The organism is Marilutibacter maris, from assembly GCF_006546735.2.
Taxonomy (GTDB): domain Bacteria; phylum Pseudomonadota; class Gammaproteobacteria; order Xanthomonadales; family Xanthomonadaceae; genus Marilutibacter; species Marilutibacter maris.
On sequence record NZ_VICD02000234.1, the window covers coordinates 13,615 to 30,116 of the forward strand.

At 69.4% G+C, this 16,502-nt stretch carries 11 protein-coding genes; 5 read left to right on the top strand and 6 right to left on the bottom strand.

All coding sequences use genetic code 11. The features are described from left to right. Positions 1–47 precede the first annotated feature (47 nt). Entirely contained in the window at positions 48–1,253 is a 1,206-nt protein-coding gene (locus FKV24_RS13655; protein ID WP_141482763.1) for an MFS transporter, read from the top strand. Between the two features lie 10 nt (positions 1,254–1,263). Here FKV24_RS13655 and FKV24_RS13660 read toward each other — a convergent pair whose 3' ends face one another. After that, on the bottom strand, positions 1,264–2,115 hold the full coding sequence (locus FKV24_RS13660; RefSeq protein WP_141482764.1) for a helix-turn-helix domain-containing protein: 852 nt from the start codon (positions 2,113–2,115) through the stop codon (positions 1,264–1,266). 166 nt (positions 2,116–2,281) lie between these two features. Between FKV24_RS13660 and FKV24_RS13665 the strand changes: the two genes are divergently transcribed. Next, positions 2,282–3,325: an alpha/beta fold hydrolase gene (locus tag FKV24_RS13665; RefSeq protein ID WP_141482765.1), complete on the top strand. Its 1,044-nt coding sequence runs from the start codon at positions 2,282–2,284 to the stop codon at positions 3,323–3,325. Here the strand turns inward: FKV24_RS13665 and FKV24_RS13670 are convergent. Continuing rightward, the gene (locus tag FKV24_RS13670) at positions 3,285–3,848 is read right to left on the bottom strand and encodes a hypothetical protein (RefSeq protein ID WP_141482766.1); all 564 of its coding nucleotides are present in this window, start codon (positions 3,846–3,848) and stop codon (positions 3,285–3,287) included. The genes FKV24_RS13665 and FKV24_RS13670 overlap by 41 nt on opposite strands. A 338-nt stretch (positions 3,849–4,186) precedes the next feature. Between FKV24_RS13670 and FKV24_RS13675 the strand changes: the two genes are divergently transcribed. Next, on the top strand, positions 4,187–5,221 hold the full coding sequence (locus FKV24_RS13675) for a hypothetical protein (protein ID WP_141482767.1): 1,035 nt from the start codon (positions 4,187–4,189) through the stop codon (positions 5,219–5,221). 278 nt (positions 5,222–5,499) lie between these two features. Beyond that, a complete protein-coding gene (locus FKV24_RS13680) occupies positions 5,500–6,534 on the top strand; it encodes a hypothetical protein (protein WP_111267623.1) in 1,035 nt (344 codons plus the stop codon). A gap of 57 nt (positions 6,535–6,591) precedes the next feature. Here the strand turns inward: FKV24_RS13680 and FKV24_RS13685 are convergent, their stop codons facing one another. The 4 genes from FKV24_RS13685 to FKV24_RS13700 all read right to left on the bottom strand — a co-directional run bounded on the left by FKV24_RS13685 (position 6,592) and on the right by FKV24_RS13700 (position 13,944). After that, a complete protein-coding gene (locus FKV24_RS13685) occupies positions 6,592–7,491 on the bottom strand; it encodes a glycosyltransferase family 2 protein (protein ID WP_111267622.1) in 900 nt (299 codons plus the stop codon). Then, positions 7,488–8,795, bottom strand: coding sequence for a methyltransferase domain-containing protein (locus tag FKV24_RS13690; RefSeq protein WP_141482768.1), 1,308 nt, complete (start codon positions 8,793–8,795; stop codon positions 7,488–7,490). Before FKV24_RS13690 ends, FKV24_RS13685 begins: the two co-directional genes overlap by 4 nt. Positions 8,796–8,936: 141 nt before the next feature. Continuing rightward, the gene (locus FKV24_RS13695; protein WP_211371872.1) at positions 8,937–11,435 is read right to left on the bottom strand and encodes a mechanosensitive ion channel domain-containing protein; all 2,499 of its coding nucleotides are present in this window, start codon (positions 11,433–11,435) and stop codon (positions 8,937–8,939) included. A 208-nt stretch (positions 11,436–11,643) separates the two neighbouring features. Next, complete coding sequence (locus tag FKV24_RS13700) at positions 11,644–13,944, bottom strand: TonB-dependent receptor domain-containing protein (RefSeq protein ID WP_170288314.1); 2,301 nt, start codon at positions 13,942–13,944, stop codon at positions 11,644–11,646. 298 nt (positions 13,945–14,242) lie between these two features. Between FKV24_RS13700 and FKV24_RS13705 the strand changes: the two genes are divergently transcribed. Beyond that, a complete protein-coding gene (locus FKV24_RS13705) occupies positions 14,243–16,411 on the top strand; it encodes an alkaline phosphatase D family protein (RefSeq protein WP_170288315.1) in 2,169 nt (722 codons plus the stop codon). The last annotated feature ends 91 nt before the right edge of the window (positions 16,412–16,502 follow it).

A 16,502-nucleotide genomic window follows, 5' to 3' on the forward strand; every position in this document is an offset into this window, starting at 1 on the left:
CAATGCACAACAATGCGCCCTGGCACTTCCTGTCCCGAGCCCTGTCCATGGCCGACTCCGGTATCCCCGCCGCTACCGCCGAGCGCGTGCTGCCGCCGGCGACCGTCCGCGCGATCCTGTTCGCGCTGGCGATGGGCGGTTTCGCGATCGGCACCAGCGAGTTCGTGGTGATGGGGCTGATGCCCGACATCGCCCGCGGACTCGGCGTCACCGAGCCCCAGGTCGGGCATGTGGTCAGCGCTTACGCGATCGGCGTGGTGGTCGGCGCCCCGCTGCTGGCGATCCTCGGCGCGCGCCTGCGTCGACGGCCGCTGTTGCTGGCGCTGATGGCGTTCTATGCGCTGGGCAACCTGGCCAGCGCGCTGGCGCCCAACTACGCGACGATGCTGCTGGCGCGCTTCGTCGCCGGACTGCCGCATGGCGCCTACTTCGGCGTCGCCTCGCTGGTCGCCGCCTCGATCAGTCCGCCGGGACAGCGCGGCACCGCGGTCAGCCGGGTCCTGCTGGGGCTGGCGGTCGCGTTGCTGATCGGCAATCCGCTGGCGACCTGGCTGGGGCAGACGCTGGACTGGCGCTACACCTTCGGCCTGGTGGTGATGGTCGCGGTGGCGACGGTGGTCTCGCTGACCCGCACCTTGCCGCCCGATCCGGACGAGCCCCGCGCCGACCCGATCCGCGAACTGCGCGACTTCAACCGCGCGCCGGTGTGGCTGGCGCTGGGCATCGGCGCGATCGGTTTCGCCGGCATGTTCTGCGTGTTCAGCTATCTGGCGCCGACCATGATCCACGTCACCGCCGTGCCCGAGGCCTGGACCCCGTTCGGCATGCTCGCCTTCGGCGTCGGCGGCATCCTCGGCAGTCTCGCCGGCGGCTGGCTGTTCGACCGACTGCAGTTCCGCGCGGTCGCGGTGATCCTGCTGTGGTCGGCGGCGGTGCTGGTGGTGTTCCCGTTCGCCGCCGAGTCGTTGTGGACCCTGCTGCCGGCGGTGGTCGCGGTCGGCACGATGGGCGCGCTGGCGCCGGTGCTGCAGGCGCATCTGATGGACGTGGCCGGCGATGCGCAGACCCTGGCGGCGGCCTCCAACCACTCCGCCTTCAACACCGCCAACGCGCTCGGCCCGTGGCTGGGCGGCATGGCGATCAGCGCCGGCCTGGGCTGGACCTCGACCGGTTATGTCGGCGCGGCCACCGCGCTGGCTGGGCTGGCGGTGTTCGCGATCGCCTGGCGGCAACGGCGCGCGCCGCGACCCTGACGCCGGCGCCTCAGCGCGGCGAGGGGATGTCGCCGGTTTCGGTATCGCCGGCGTCCTGCTGCTTCAGCGCCAGGCACACCTCGGCGGTGGCGGCATCGGCGGGGTAGTTGCACTCCACGTGCAGTTCGTCGACGGTGACGTCGCGCGGGGTGCCGAAGGTGGTGAGGGCCGAGAAGAAGCCCAGCTCCAGTCCCTGGTGGCGGAACCCGACGTTCAGTACCGGTGCCGGCACGCTGCCCAGTTCGCGCCGTCGCCACTGCGATGGCACGCCCGGGTAGGCGGTGACCTCCTCCAGCAGGGCGCGCGCCTTCAGGTCCGACGGGGTCGATGCGACCAGGGCGTGTAGGTGGCGCAGCAGTTCGCCGGCGACCTCCTCCCAGTTGGCGACCCGCGCACGCAGGTCGTCGGGATCGAAGAAGTGCCGCAGCATGTTGCGATGCCGGCTGTCGCGCCCGTCCAGCAGCCAGCGATTGACCCGGATGGCGGCATCGTTGGCGATCAGGATGTCCCAGTGCCGGTTCATCACGAATGCCGGATAGGGTTCGTGCTGGCACAGGATGCAGTCGATCGCCTGGCGGATCCGCGCCATCTGCGGCGCGTCCAGTCCATGCTCCGGATACTGCGGCGCATGCCCGGCGGCGAGCAGCAGCGCGTTGCGCTCGCGCAACGGCATCTCCAGCGCGTCGGCAAGGCGCCCGACCATCTCGCGGCTGGGGCGCGCCTTGCCGGTCTCCACGTAGCTGAGGTGGCGCGCCGAGATTTCCGCCGTCATCGCCAGGTCGAGCTGGCTCCAACGGCGGGCGCGCCGCCATTCGCGCAGCAATAGGCCGGGCTGGATGTGGGGCGTCGCGGCGAGGGCCATGGTGCGGGTTCGTGGTGATGGAACGCGGTCAAGCATAGGGCCGCGCGCGGGCGGGAACCATGACTTCCGACGTCATCATTCCATGACCTGCGGCGTCATTGCCGCGGCGCGGGCGTCACCGCAGGCTCTGCGTCGACCGGGGAGGCGCCCCGACGGAGAACGACACATGCAACGCAGGCACTTCATCGCGCTGGCGGTCGGTACGCTGGCAACCGCGGCCACGGCCGGTTCGGGATTGCTGCCCGGTCGCGCGGCCGCGGCCACCGCGAAGGACGGGATCGATGCCGCGGCCTGGCATCGGCTGCGACGCTTCGTTCCGACCCGCTTCGGCGACATCGCCTGCATCGATCATGGCCAGGGCGAGGCGGCCCTGTTCCTGCACGGCTTCCCGCTCAACAGCTTCCAGTGGCGTGGCGCGATCGAACGGCTGGCGCGGTATCGCCGCTGCATCGCGCCGGACTTCCTGGGCCTCGGCCACAGCGAGGTCGCCGACGGGCAGGATCTGGCGCCGCGGGAACAGGTCGCGATGCTGGTCGCCGTGCTCGACCGGCTCGGCATCGACCGGGTCGACGTGATCGCCAACGACAGCGGCGGCCAGGCCGCGCAACTGCTGGTTGCCGCCCACCCGCAGCGGGTGCGTTCGCTGTTGCTGAGCAACTGCGACAGCGAGATCAACAGCCCGCCGGCGGCGATGGCGCCGGTGATCGAGCTGGCGCGCGAGAACCGATGGGTCGACGAGTGGATCGTGCCCTGGCACGCCGATCCGGTGCTGGCGCGTTCGGACGCGGGCATCGGTGCGATGTGCTACGCCGACCCGGGCCATCCGGGCGACGAGGCGATCGCCGCCTATTTCTCGCCGCTGATCGCCTCACCACGGCGCAAGGCGCTGGCCAACGCCTATGCGGTCGCGCTGGCGCGCAATCCGCTGACCGGTATCGGTCCCCGGTTGGCCAGCTGCGGGGTGCCGACGCGGATCGTATGGGGCATGGCCGACACCATCTTCGCGCCGGCCGATGCCGATCACCTGGACCGCGCGTTCGACCGCTCGCGCGGTGTGCGCCGTCTGCCGGGCTACAAGCTGTTCTGGCCGGAGGAGCGGCCGGACGTGATCGCGGCCGAAGCGCTGGCGCTATGGGGCCTGGAAGCCGACGACGCTGGCGTCGGCTCGCTCAGCCGCCCGGCCACAGCCACAGGAACGCCGCCGCGGTGACCACGCCGTAGATCAGCGCGTCGAGCAGGTCCTTGGCGACGCTGCCCCAGGGCTTTCCCATCCAGATCCCGGCCTGCACGCCGCCGCCGCCGTAGGCGAGGAAGGCGAGCACGCCGGCCAGGTGGGCGGCGTGCGGAGGCGGCGCCGAGGCGCCGAGCAGGTGCACGGTCAACAGCGCCGCGATCGCGGCGATCGCCAGATTGAGCGCGAACCATTGCAGCAGCGATTCGCCCATCCGCGGCGGCCCGTTGCGGAACACGGTGATGAAGGCGACCGGGCCCTCGTGCAGCTTCTTCAGCATCGCCTCCTCCTGCATCGCCTTCATGTCGGCGCAGTGCGGCACGGTGTACAGCCCGGGCGTCGGCGAGGCCTTGCGCAACGCCGCCTGCACCGCGTCCTCGTCGGCGAGCTTGCGATAGTCGCTGTTGTGCCACTTGAAGACCATGTGGATCAGGCTGCTGGCGACGAACACCAGCGCCGCGGCAACCAGGACGGGGAGCCACAACTGGGTCAGTGCGTTCATGACGACCTCCTTCGGTGGATGGGCGCAGCGGAACGTGGGGTCTGGGCGTCAGGGATTGTGACAGTACATGTCTGGATCGCGCACCGGAGCCAGACTCGTGGTTGTCCGTCTGTCCCCACCGCGATCATACCGCCGATGTCCGTGGGGCAGGCAGGTGTGGAGCCGTCGTGCCACAGCTTCCCGAGGGTGTCCGGATCGGCACCTGCCAATGCGATATGGCAACTGCCGGAACGCTGGCGAGTCGAGAGTCTCACGAGTCGAGAACCTCATGATGCATCGTGGCCACGCAGCCATGACACGGAGCGTGTGCATGGAGAGCTGCGACACAAGGAGGATCAATGAAGTACAAGCATGCAAGGCCCGTCGTCGCACCGCTGTTCGCCCTGGTCGGGATTATCGCCAGCGGCATTCCCCAGGCGAATGCCGCCGACCCGGAACGGCCATCGCGCCGATATCAACTGGTGCACGAAATCGTCATGAAATGGGCGCCTGTCATCGCCGAGACCCATCGGGTGCCCCCTCGAGCCTGGGCTCGCGGCATGGGTGGGGTCTTCGCGGACAGCGACCTGGATGCATTGCAGGCGGCGGTGGATGCCCGCAGTCTGGATGGGATGATCCGGGCGCTGGTCCCGGCTTCCGGCAATGGCACTGCGATCGGCGGTGTCAGTGCGCTGGCCGGAACCCTTTCGGCCCAGAATCCGGCGAGCGTCGGTGCGGAACTCGTCTACGTGCCGGTTACGCCGTGTCGGATCTTCGATACGCGCGTCACCGGGGAAATCCTCACATCCGGCAGCACGCGGGACTTCGACGTGACGGGGGTCTCCAGCTATGGGCTCCAAGGTGGCGATGCGGGCGACTGCAACGGCGTCGGGGCGGTCGGCGCGTTCGCGGCGGCGGCGATCAGCCTGAGCGTGGCGACCCCGGCCAGACGGGGATTCATTACCGCATATCCGTTCGGGACCACACGTCCGCAGGCGGCAACGATGGTCTATAACCGGGGTGTGCGGGATACCACGCTGTCGATCGTTGCCCTCGACCAGGATGCGTCCGCCGCCGACATGTCCATCTACTCGGCCAGCGATACGCATGTCGTCGGGGATATCGTCGGTTACTTCATCAAGCCCCGGCCCATCGCCCTGGAGTGCATCGAGACCGGGCAGACGGTGGAGGTCGCGGACCCCGGAGTCGCCAGGAACGCGATTGCGCCGGCCTGTGCGACCGGCTTTACCCAGACGGCCACGAACTGTCAGTCGTCGTCTTGGCAGATGCCTTTCGTCTACATGTCCAATGGGATCTGCTCGGCGCAGAACAATGGCGAGAGTGCCGCCAATCTGAGGGCTTCCCGCACCTGCTGCCGGGTGCCTGGGGGCTGACGATGCCCGACGCGATGGTCGGGGTGGTCCCCGGCCATCGCCGCGTCGGGTCCGGCAGCGGGCAGTTCCGCCTCCGTCATCAATCCGCTGCCGGAGCCCCGGGCTCGCGTGCCAGCATCGCCCCGACCGGCTCCGACACGCTGCGCAGGCGTCCGTTGTCCATCCGCCTGCGGATGGTGGCCGGACCGTGGCACCAAATTCCGCGACCTTGCGTTTTCCCTTTTGACCATGGCGCGGAGGGTGTCCATGGACGCAACCTAATGAAGGGGATTCAGCAGATGAAACTCAAGTACGCAGCGAATGTGGCGGCTCCGCTGCTTCTCGCGGTCGGTGCGATGACCTGTGCCATGCCCAGCGCGAATGCCGCCGAGAACGGGCAGCCTTCCCGTCGCTATGAACTGGTCCACGAGATCATGATGAAGTGGGGACCGTTCGTGGCCGAGACCTACCAGATCACCCCGCAGGCCTGGGCCCGGGAGATGGGCGATCTGTTCGCCACCAGCAGTCTGGACACGCTGCAGGCCGCCGCCAATGCAAATACCCTGGACCAGATGACGCTCGCCTTCACTTCGGTTTCAAGTGGCGGCGCCTCGATCGGTGGGATCAGCACGCAGGCCGGTGACATTTCGATCCAGAGCCTGGGCGATGCGGCAGCCGACCTGGTCTACGTGCCGGTTCCTCCCTGCCGCATCTTCGACACCCGGGTTGCCGGTGGGATCATCGGTGCCGGCAGCACCCGCAATCTGGACGTCACCGCGATCGGCAACTATTCCGGCCAGGGCGGCGACGCCAGCAACTGCAACGGCGTCGGCGCCGCCGGATCGTTCGCCGCCGCGGCGATCAACTTCAGCGTGGTCACGCCGTCCGCGCAGGGCTTCATCACCGCGTTTCCGTTCAACACCACCCGACCGCTGGCGGCGACGATGGCCTACAACCCGGGCGTGATCGACACCACGCTGTCGATCGTCGCCCTCGACCAGGGGCCGTCGGCCGCGGAGATGTCGCTCTATTCCTCCGCCACCACGCATGTGGTCGGCGACATCGTAGGCTACTTCATCAACCCGCAGGCGACCGCGCTGCAGTGCGTCGAGACCGCGCAGACGATCGACTCGGTCGCTCCCGGCGCGACCAAGAACACCGTGGCGCCGGCGTGCGCGGCGGGCTATACCCAGACTTCGACCAACTGCGAGTCGTCGACCTGGCAGATGCCCTTCGTCTTTTTCTCCAACGGTACCTGCTCGGCGCAGAACAACAGTGGCGGCAATGCTTCGCTGCGTGCCTCGCGCACCTGTTGCCGCGTGCCCGGCCGCTGAAACTGGGACCGCTTGATTCACCGATCGCAGGCGGGTTCCCACGGGAGCCCGTCTGCTTCATGTCGAGGTGGGAGGCCTGGAGGCGATGACGCTCGGCCAGGCCTGTGGCGGAATCCGCCCGTAGCAGGCGGCCGCACGCGCCGGAGGCCGGTAGTCATGCCCCCGGATTGCGACGAACTCGTCATGGAACTCCGCCCAGCGCGAGCGCGGAGGGGCATTGGTCGCGATGCCCCCATGTACCTGGTGGAAGGTGGTTTCCCCCAGCAGCATCGTCACCCGGGCGTCGGGCAGCGCGCAGGCCCGGGCCCAGGTGTCGAGGTTGACCAGGCCGCCGCCGGGGGTGACGAACGCGGGGTCGTAGCCCCCCAGTTGCTCCCATTGGCCGCGCCGCAGGAAAAGCGCGTTGGTCTCCGAGGGTACGGTGAACCAGCCTTTCGCGGATGAGCCGGCGAACACCGCGATGCGGAACAGTTCGTAGCCGTCCTTGCGCCAATCCACCGAATCCAGCAGGCGGTCCTCCTCGGCCTGGTCGTAGCCGTTGCCGACGCTGCGCATCTGCACGTCGGGGCCGAGATGGAAGGCGACCGTGCCGATGACCGCGCACGGATGCAGGCGCGAGGCTTCCAGCGCCGAGGCCAGCAGTCGCGGCGTGGCCATCCGCGCACCGTCGATCATTACTCCGATCAGCTCGCCGCGAGCCAGCGACAGGCCCTGGTTGATTGCCGAGACTGGCGAGGGTGGGGCGTCCTCGATGCGATGGAAGCGCAGTCCCGGGCAACTGGCCCGCAGACGTTCCAGCTCGGGACGGTGCGGCGAGCCGTTGTCGATCAGGATGACTTCGTAGTCGGAGGGATCGATGTCGCGCTGATAGGCCGGCGACAACGTGTGCAGGGTGCGCGGCAGTTCGCGCGCCATGTCGTAGCCGATCAGCACCACCGACAGCCGCGGCGGGCTCATTCCGGTCGGCTCGCGATGGCGCGCAGTCGGCGCAGGATGTCGGTGCGGCTGGCGCCGGATGCGCGCGTCTCGCGCAGGGCGTCGGCGATCGATCCGACCCGCGGGTCGTCCGGGGCCCAGGCCTCGTCCCGTCCCAGCACCTCCGGCGGCGGATCGGCGGGCGCGGTGAAGCGGCGAACGATCGGGTTGTAGCGATCCCATAGCACGCGGTTGCCCGGGTCGAGGCCGGCAACCAGCAGCAAGCCGGTAGGCGCGGTGTCGAGCGGAATCAGCAGCAGATCCTTGCGGAACTCGGCCAGGCAGGCATGCAGCTTCCAGACATCGCCGGTCCATACCCGGGTGCGGCGCTCCCGGCTCGCCTGCAGCGGGTGCGACGGGAAGATGTCGTCGATGACGATCAGGGCGCCGGGATGCGCGCGTCGCTCGACATTCATGAAGTCGCGCAACACAAACTCGAACAGGTGCATACCGTCGATGAACGCGAAATCCGGACGCGGCGCCGAGGCGCTGAGCGCGTCGGCGGCAAAGTAATCGTCGCTGGCCAGTTCGTGCAGGGTGGCATTGGCCGGCAGCGGCGAATCTAGTTCGGGCTGGGGGTCGATGCCGATCGCCTCGCAGCGGGCAAGCGCCAGGCTACCGCCCCGGCGCACGCCTATTTCCAGATAACGGCGCGGCGCCAGTCGCTCATGCAGCGCGGTGAGCGTATCGCGGTAGTGGATGCGGCCGGAGACCGCCTCCTGCTCGGCGCTGCCGGCGGCGACGTCGATCGGCGCGATCGGCTGCCGCGTCCGGGTCGGGTCTTCCGGCACCGCGACCTGGGCGTGGCTGAACACCCCTACCAGGTCGCGCCAGGGGCCGCGTTCGTCGAGCCAGCTTTCGATCATGTGGCAGCCGCTGTGGCGTGCCAGTGCGCGATAGGCGTCGGGGTAGAAGCGGTAACAGTCGACCGGATAGCGGTGGATCGGACCTGCCGATGGCGCGATCAGGAACAGGAAGCCGTCCGGCTTCAGCACCCGCATCATCTCGGCGAAGCTCAACCAGAAGAACTCGCAGTGTTCGAGCATCTGCCCGGATACCACGATGTCGAGCGAACCGTCGTCGAACGGCAGACGGTAGGGATCGTCGAGGACGACGTCGACGCCGTCGCCGGCGCTCAGGTCCGCGGTCAGGTAGCGCACTCCCGGTCCTTGGAAGATCGGGCGATAGCCGCCGTTGACATCGGCGCCGCCGACATCGAGCACGGTGATACCGTCGCGCGCCTGCGTCCATGCACCGGTCACGTAGCGCGCGTGACAACGTTCCATGTTTTCAAATGAGGACGCGTGCATTCGAAAAGCCGTGGTTGGCGAGGACTCGGCAGTGTCCGCGAAACCCGCGGCACCGGGCAAGCCCACGGCAGGAGTGGGCTTGCCGTGCGGGCTGACGATGTCGCCCGATGGTTCGGCTCAATCCCGGGGGCGGTCTCCGCTGGCACCGCCGTCGTCATCATCGCGATCGCCACGTCGCGGCTCGCGCACCAGCATCGCCCCGGCCGGCTCCGACACGCTGCGCAGGTGCAGGTCCTGCTGCGGGAACGGGATCTCGATGCCGGCCTCGTTGAGGGCGGCGTAGATCCGGGTCAGCAAGCGGCTGCGGATCGCGAACCAGCTGTTGTAGTCGCGGGTCCAGGCGCGCACCGAGAAATCCAGCGAGCTGGCGCCCAGGCCGATGAAATACGCGGTCGGTTCGGGCACCTTGGAAACGCTCGGGTCGGACTGGACCACGTCCATCATCAGGGCGATGACCTGCTCCGGGTCGCTGCCGTAGGCGACGCCGACGCCGATCTCGATCCGCCGGAACATGTCGCGCAGGGTCCAGTTGGTCAGGTTCTCCGACAGCAGGGTGCCGTTGGGGACCACCACGTCGGCGCCGTCGAAGGTCTTGATGGTGGTCGCGCGCATGCCGATCTCGCGGACGTTGCCGGAGATGCCGGCGATGTCGACCACGTCGCCGGGCTGGATCGGGCGTTCGAACATCAGGATCAGTCCGGAGACGAAGTTGTTGACCACGTTCTGCAGGCCGAAGCCGATGCCGACGCCGAGCGCGCCGAACAGGAACGCGAGCTGGCTGATCTCGAAGCCGGCGACGGCCAGCGCGACCAGGAACCCCAGCATCAGCAATGCGTAGTAGCTCAGCGAGGCGACGCTGTTGCCGACGCCGCGCGGCAGCGACATCTTCGGCAGCACTTCCTCCTCCAGCACGAAGCGCACCGCCTTGGCGCTCCAGAACGCGATCAGCACCGAGGCGACGAACAGCAGGACGTCGCCGAGGGTGAGGCTGATCTCGCCGATCTTGAAGGTATGGGTGAGCACCGCCTCGACCGTCGAGTAGACCGGCCGGAAGATGCGGAAACGGTTCATCGTGTAGGCCAGCCAGCCGATCACCGCGGCGACGTTGAGCAGGCGGACGAACAGGCGCAGCATCAGCACCGCGCGCTCGCGGACGCCGCGCAGGCGGTCGGCGCTGCGGCGGACGATCAGCAGGTGCAGCAGGGCGGTGAACACGTTGACGCCGGCGTACAGCATCAGCCCGAAGTAGCCGCTGTCGATCACCCCGCCGGTCAGCATCTCCGCCAGCGAGAACGCTCCGACCACGTTGGCGATCGCGGACACCGCCAGCAGGACCACGGCCGCCCAGGCGATCAGCTGCACGGTGCGCTGGATGCGGGTGGCCGGCCCGGCCCGCGCGATCCGCCGCGAGCGCCATAGCAGCCACGCGGTCAGCGCCAGCGCCAGCACGGTGAGGCCGAGCTCGTAGAGCCGGTACAGATCGGTGCCGGCGAGCAGCGCCAGGAAGCCCAGCCGCTCCAGCAGGTACAGCGCGGTGGCGACGTAGGGCCACGGACCGAGCAGGCGGAAGCCGCGCGCGGGCAGCAGCCGCAGCACCGGGATCAGCGCAACCAGCATCGCTAACTGGTGCAGCATCAATGGCGCGTCGGCCTCCAGCACCAGGATGCCCATCATCCACAGCAGCAGCCACGAGGACAGCGGCCGCCGCAGTACCCGCGCCGCGGTCTCGTCCTCGACCGTGCCGGGGGCGCTGCGGCGGTTGTGCAGGCTCAGCCAGATCAGCAGCGGCAGCAGCAGCAAGCGCAGGACATTGAGGACGCGCTGGTTGCCGAGGCCGGCGGCGTTGTAGTCGGCGGCGAACTGGGATTCGATCCTGGCGTTCTGGTCGATCGATTCCAGCACCGTCTCCCGGTCGCCCGCCTGCTGCCGCATCCGCCAGATCGGCGGCGCGTCGGCATGCAGCAGCCGGCTGTCGATGTAGTCGATCGCGGCGGCGACGGTCTTCTGGCCGGCCTCGATGCGGGCCTCGACGGCATTGGCGCGCCGGCCGACGTCGATCTGGCGGGCCAGCGGCGCCGACACCGCCTGCTCGGCGGCTTTGAGCTGGGCGATGACCGCGTCGACCTGGGTGGTGAGCGCCGCTGCGGCGCCCGACCCGGCCAGGCCGGCGCGGGTCGCCTCCCAGTCGGCGCGGCGCTTGGACAGCTCGGCGACGTCCTCGGCATACGGCGCCGTGGCCTGCTGCAGTTGCGCCTTCAGCGCGGCGAAGCGGCGGGCGTCGAACCGCCAGTGCCGCTCCAGGCTTTCCAGCCGCATCACCGGCAGGGTCTTGAGGTTCTCCAGCTGGAGCAGGTCGGTGCGTGCGTCGATGGACGCGTCGATTGCGTCGAGCTGCGGCACCAGCCGGGCACCGGGGTCGGGCAGGCGCGCGCGCACGATCACGGTCTGGGCGAAGCGCTCGTCGTCCTTGGCCCGGGTCGGGATATCCGCGACCGCGATCGCCGACGGCCCGGCCGGAGCTTCGCTCGCGACCGGCGCACCGGCGGTTTCCTGGGCGAGCGCCTGGCCGATACCCAGCAGGCCGAGCAGCAATAGCGGAACGAGGGACTTGGGCATCGGGGGCATCGTGGCTCCGGTCGGTCGTCGCACCGGGACGCGGTGCGTGCTGACAGAAACGCGGCGGCGTCGCCGATGTGCCGCCGCGCTACCGCCGACAGTCTAGCCCGGCGGCCCGTGAGAAGCCGTTCACCCGTTGCCGCGGATGGCGGCGGCGCCGGTTCGCGATCGCCCCGGAGCCGGCTCCGGGGCGAGGCGGGCGCGTGGATCAGAACTTCAGGCGCGCGGTGATGCCGTACATCCGCGGCGAGCCGGGAATGTAGGTCGGGGTGCCGAACAGGCGGCCGGTGTTGCCGGCGTCGATCAGATACTCCTTGTCGGCGAGATTACGGCCCCAGATGCCGATGTCCCAGCGGCCGTCGTCCAGGCGCACGCCGGCGCGCAGGTTGAACAGGCCGTAGGCGTCCTGTTCCAGCCCGGCGGTGTTGTCGTCCTCGAAGAACACCCGCGACTGCCAGGTGTAGGACGGGCGCAGGTAGAATGCGTGGCCGGCGCCGAACGGCAGCTGCCAGTCCAGGCCCAGCGAAGCGGAGTGCTCCGGAGTCAGCCGGAAGCGGTTGCCGGCGAAGGCCTGCGGGTTGCCGTCGTCGTCGCGGTCGTCGAAGGTCGCGTCGATCCAGGCGTAGTTGAGGAAGCCGACCAGGCCCGGCGCCAGTTCGCCGTTCATCGCCACCTCGATGCCGGTGGCGGTGGCATTGCCGGCATTGGTGGTGATGAACAGCGGAGTGCCGCCGCTGGGGTTGGGGATGTCGGTCTGGAAGTTGCTGTACTCGTAGCGGAACGCGGCCACGTCCCAGGCGAAACGGTTGCCGCCGAGGCTGCCCTTCAGGCCGATTTCATAGCTGTCGACGGTCTCGGCCGGGACTTCCTCGGAGACGGTCGGGGAGAGGTTGAACGCCTCCGGGCGGCGGCCGCGGGAGATGCTGGCGTAGCCGCTGAGGGTGTCGCTGAAGGCGTAGCGTCCGACCAGGCGGCCGACCGCGGAGTCGAAGCTGCCGCTGCGGGTCAGGCGGCCGTTGGTGGCCAGGTTGAGGATGTTGCGGGAGCCGGGCATCGGCACGCCGGCGCCGAGGCCGCCGAGCAGCGACGGCGCGCTGCCGGGATCGGCCTGGTAGCCGGCCTCGATGTCCTCGCGGCTGAAGCGCAGGCCGGCGGTCAGCTCGAAGCGATCGTTGACCCGCCAGGTGCCGTCGGCGAACACGTCCCAGGCCTGGGTGGTGCCGTAGTTGCTGAAGCTCTCGCTGTGCGCCGGGTTCAGCGGCAATGGCAGCGGTGGCAGCGGATAGTTCACGTTCGGGGTGCCGTCCGGCAACAGCACCGGGATCTCGGGCAGGTTCAGGCCGAGCTGGGCGATCGCCGCACGCACGTTCGGATCGTGCGACAGCAGTGCCAGCAGGCTGCGCTCGTCGGTGGTGAACGGCACCGTCTGCGAACCGTCCTCGAAGAAATAGCTGGCGCCGAAGAAGCCCGCGAACGCGCCACCGGCGTCGTAGTTGAAGCGGAATTCCTGGCTGAACTGCTTGCCCTCGGCGATCTCGGCGAACTCCAGCGCGGCGATCTGCGAGCCGTCGGCGTCGAACTGCTCGGTGGACTCGAAGTGGCGCCAGCCGCTGATCGTGTCCAGGGTCCAGTTGTCGCTCAGCGCGAAGTCGCCGAGCACGGTCGCGCCGTAGACCTTGCGGTCCAGGCCCAGCTCGTCGCCGCGGTTGAGGTCGGCCGGCCCGAACAGGTCGGTGCTGCCGCGGCGGTTCGGAATCGTGCCGCTGCGGAAGTCGGTGCCCGGCGGGGTGTCGCGCTGGTAATTGAAGATCACGTCGATCCGGCTCATCTCGCCGATCAGCATGCCCAGGCTGCCGCGCACAGCGCGGGTGTCCTTGCCGTTGAGGTCGCCGCCGGACAGGTTGTCGACGGTGCCGTCGTATTGTTCGCCGAACACCGCCAGGCGGGCGTACAGGGCCTGGTCGGCGATAGGCGCGTTGAGCACGCCGCTGAAGCGGCGCTGGTTGTAGTTGCCCAGGCCCAGTTCGACCTCGCCGCCGAACTCGCCGTTGGCCTTGTTCTGGATCAGATGGACCGCGCCGATCTCGGCCGCGCGGCCGAACAGGGTGCCCTGCGGACCGCGCAGGATCTCGACCCGCTCCATGTCGAACAGCTCGACCGAGGCGCCGCGCGAGCGGCTCAGCGAGACGCCGTCCTGGAAGATCGACACCCGCGCCGGCACGTTGGCGGCGCCGCTGTCGGAGGTGATGCCGCGGATCACGAAGCCGGGGTTGTTCGGGCTCTGCTCCTGCACCTGCAGGCCGGGTACGTAGCCGCTGAGGTCGCCCATCGTGCTCACGCCCAGCGACTCCATGAACTCGCCGGAATAGGCGGTGATCGCGATCGGCACTTCCTGCACCTGCTGCTCGCGCTTCTGCGCGGTGACCACCATGCGATCGAGCTCGACCGCGGTTTCGGGATCGGCGACGGCGCCCGGCGCCTGCTGCGCCGAGGCGGTGACCGGAAGCATGGCCGCGATGGCCAGTTGCAGCGCGCAATGCAGCGGGCGGAGGCGCCGGCCCGGGCGGGCGCCTGTGCGAATCGTTGTCATGGGTTCCCCGAATGAAAAGTGGACAGCTGGAAAGTGGACAGCGGAACGGAGCGGCGAGCCCGAACGGCAGGCCGCAACAAACGCCGAAGTATGGAAGTGCGTGGTTGCAGTTGTGTTGCGCGTCAACGGCGCCACGCCTGTCACGAAATCGACACCTGCCGGGGCCACGATCGGCCGCTTTTCCGGCCGCCCGCCGCGGTCCCGACAGGAGCTGCCGATGACCGCCGATCCGCAACGCCGCCGCCTGCTGAAGGCGCTCACGATCACCGCCAGCGCATTGCCGTTCGCGTCGATGTGGCCGATGCGGGTGGTCGCCGCCGCGACCGCCGGGGCGTTGGAGTGGTTCCCGCAGTCGGTCGCCTCCGGCGATCCGCGGCCGGACCGGGTGCTGCTGTGGACCCGCGCGCCGGATAGCGGCGGCGGGGCGGTCGTGCTGCGCCTGCAGGTCGCCGCCGACGCCGGCTTCGAACGCCTGCTCGTCGAACGCGAACTGCGCGCGGACGCATCCGCCGACCACTGCGTGCGGGTCCGCCTGCGCGGACTGGCCCCCGGCACCGGCTATCACTACCGCTTCCTGCGCGAGACCGCGCAGGGCTGGGTCGCGTCGCCGCACGGCCGTACCCGGACCGCGCCGGCGGCGGACAGCGACGAGCCGGTCAGCTTCGCCGTGCTCAGCTGCCAGGACTACGGCGGTCGCTGGTACAACAGCCTGTTGCCGCTGCTGGAGGCGACGCCGGCCGACGACCTGCCGCGGCCCGACTTCATCCTGCATCTGGGCGACTTCATCTACGAGTCGGTCGGCGACCCGAGCTTCCAGAGGACCAGCGACGAGCGCCGGATCGCGTTCGACGACGCCGGCGGTGCGATCGTGCGCGGCCGCGACGCCCTGGCCGCCTGCAGCCTCGACAACTATCGTCAGATCCACCGCACCGTGCGCACCGATCCGGTGCTGCAGCAGCTGCTGGCGACCACGCCGCTGGTCGCGATGTGGGACGACCACGAGTTTTCCGACGACTGTTGGCGGGAGCACGCGACCTACAGCGACGGGTTGCAGGGGGAGGGCGATCGTCGGCGCCGGGTCAACGCCGAGCAGGCCTACTTCGAGTACATGCCGATCGACATCGAGGTCGGGCCCGAGGATGCGGCCGGACAGCAGACGGTCGACACCGAACGGTTGTTCCCGCATACCCGGATGTGGCGCGAGCTGCGCTTCGGGCGCGACCTGCAGCTGCTGCTGGTCGACTATCGCAGCCACCGTCCCGACCACCTGATTCCCGAGGGCGCCTTCCCCGGCGCGCTGGCCTACGACGAGCCGGCGCTGCGCCGGCTGCTGCCGCGGATCGGCCAGGACTTCGAGCCACTGCGTCGGCAACTGCTGCCCTATGTCGACGCCACCCATCCGCACTGGCCGCGCTGGCGCAAGGCGCTGCGACGGGCGCTGCTGAAGGCCTATCGCGACCAGGGCCTGGAGCGGGCCGCGGCGCGCCGCCGTGTCGCCGCGATCCTCGACGCACCGATCGCGGTGCTGGTGCTCAACGACATCCTGCGCCGCTACAACGCCGCGGTGCCGGGCTTCATGGAAGTGCCGCTGGCGGAGAGCGACGACGCCCTGCCGCGCGGCTTGCCCTGGATCGCGCTGGGCAAAACCGGTCTGTTCGAGGATCTGGGCAGCCGCTATTTCGTGGTCAAGGACACCTACGACCTGCTTGCCGCCCTGCGCGCGGCCGAGGGCCAGCCCTCGGCGCTGGGCGAAGCGCAGGCGGCCTGGCTGGCCGAGCGCATCGCCGCCAGCGACGCGCGCTGGAAGCTGGTCGCCAGCTCGGTATCGATGACCTCGATGGTGCTGGACCTGACCCGCCCCGAGTTGCAGGCGCCGGAACTGCTGCGACGCCGGTTCTACCTCAACGTCGATCAATGGGACGGCTTTCCGGTCGAACGCCGGCAGCTGATCGATCAGGTGTTCGAACCGGCCGGCGGCGTGGTCGTGCTGTCCGGCGACATCCATGCCGGATTCGCCACCCAGCTGGCGCCGCGGACGGTCGAGTTCACCGTGCCGGCGGTGTCGTCGCAGACCCTCAACGCGATCATGGCCGGCAGCGTCGAAGCCGATCCGCAGGCCGAGTCGGCCGCCGCCGGGCGCCGCCTGGTCGCCGCGTTGGACACGCTGCTGCCGCTGGGCAACGAGGCGATCCGCTACGCGCAGACGGTGCGTCACGGCATGGGCCTGCTGACGGTCGGCGGCGAGCGCCTGCAGGCCGGGTTCTTCGAACTGCCGGCCACGGCCTGCGAACAGTGCCACTACGCGCGGCCCGAGGAGGCGCTGGCGCAGGGGCAATGGGTGCGTTTCGAGGTCGATGCCGGCTCGCGCCGGCTGCGCCGGGTCTAGCTGTGATCTTTCAGTAGGTTGTTCATCCGGGGCGATCCCGGAATTCTGTAGGTGCGACCCAAACAGCACCCCAGGAGCCCCGGATGAACCT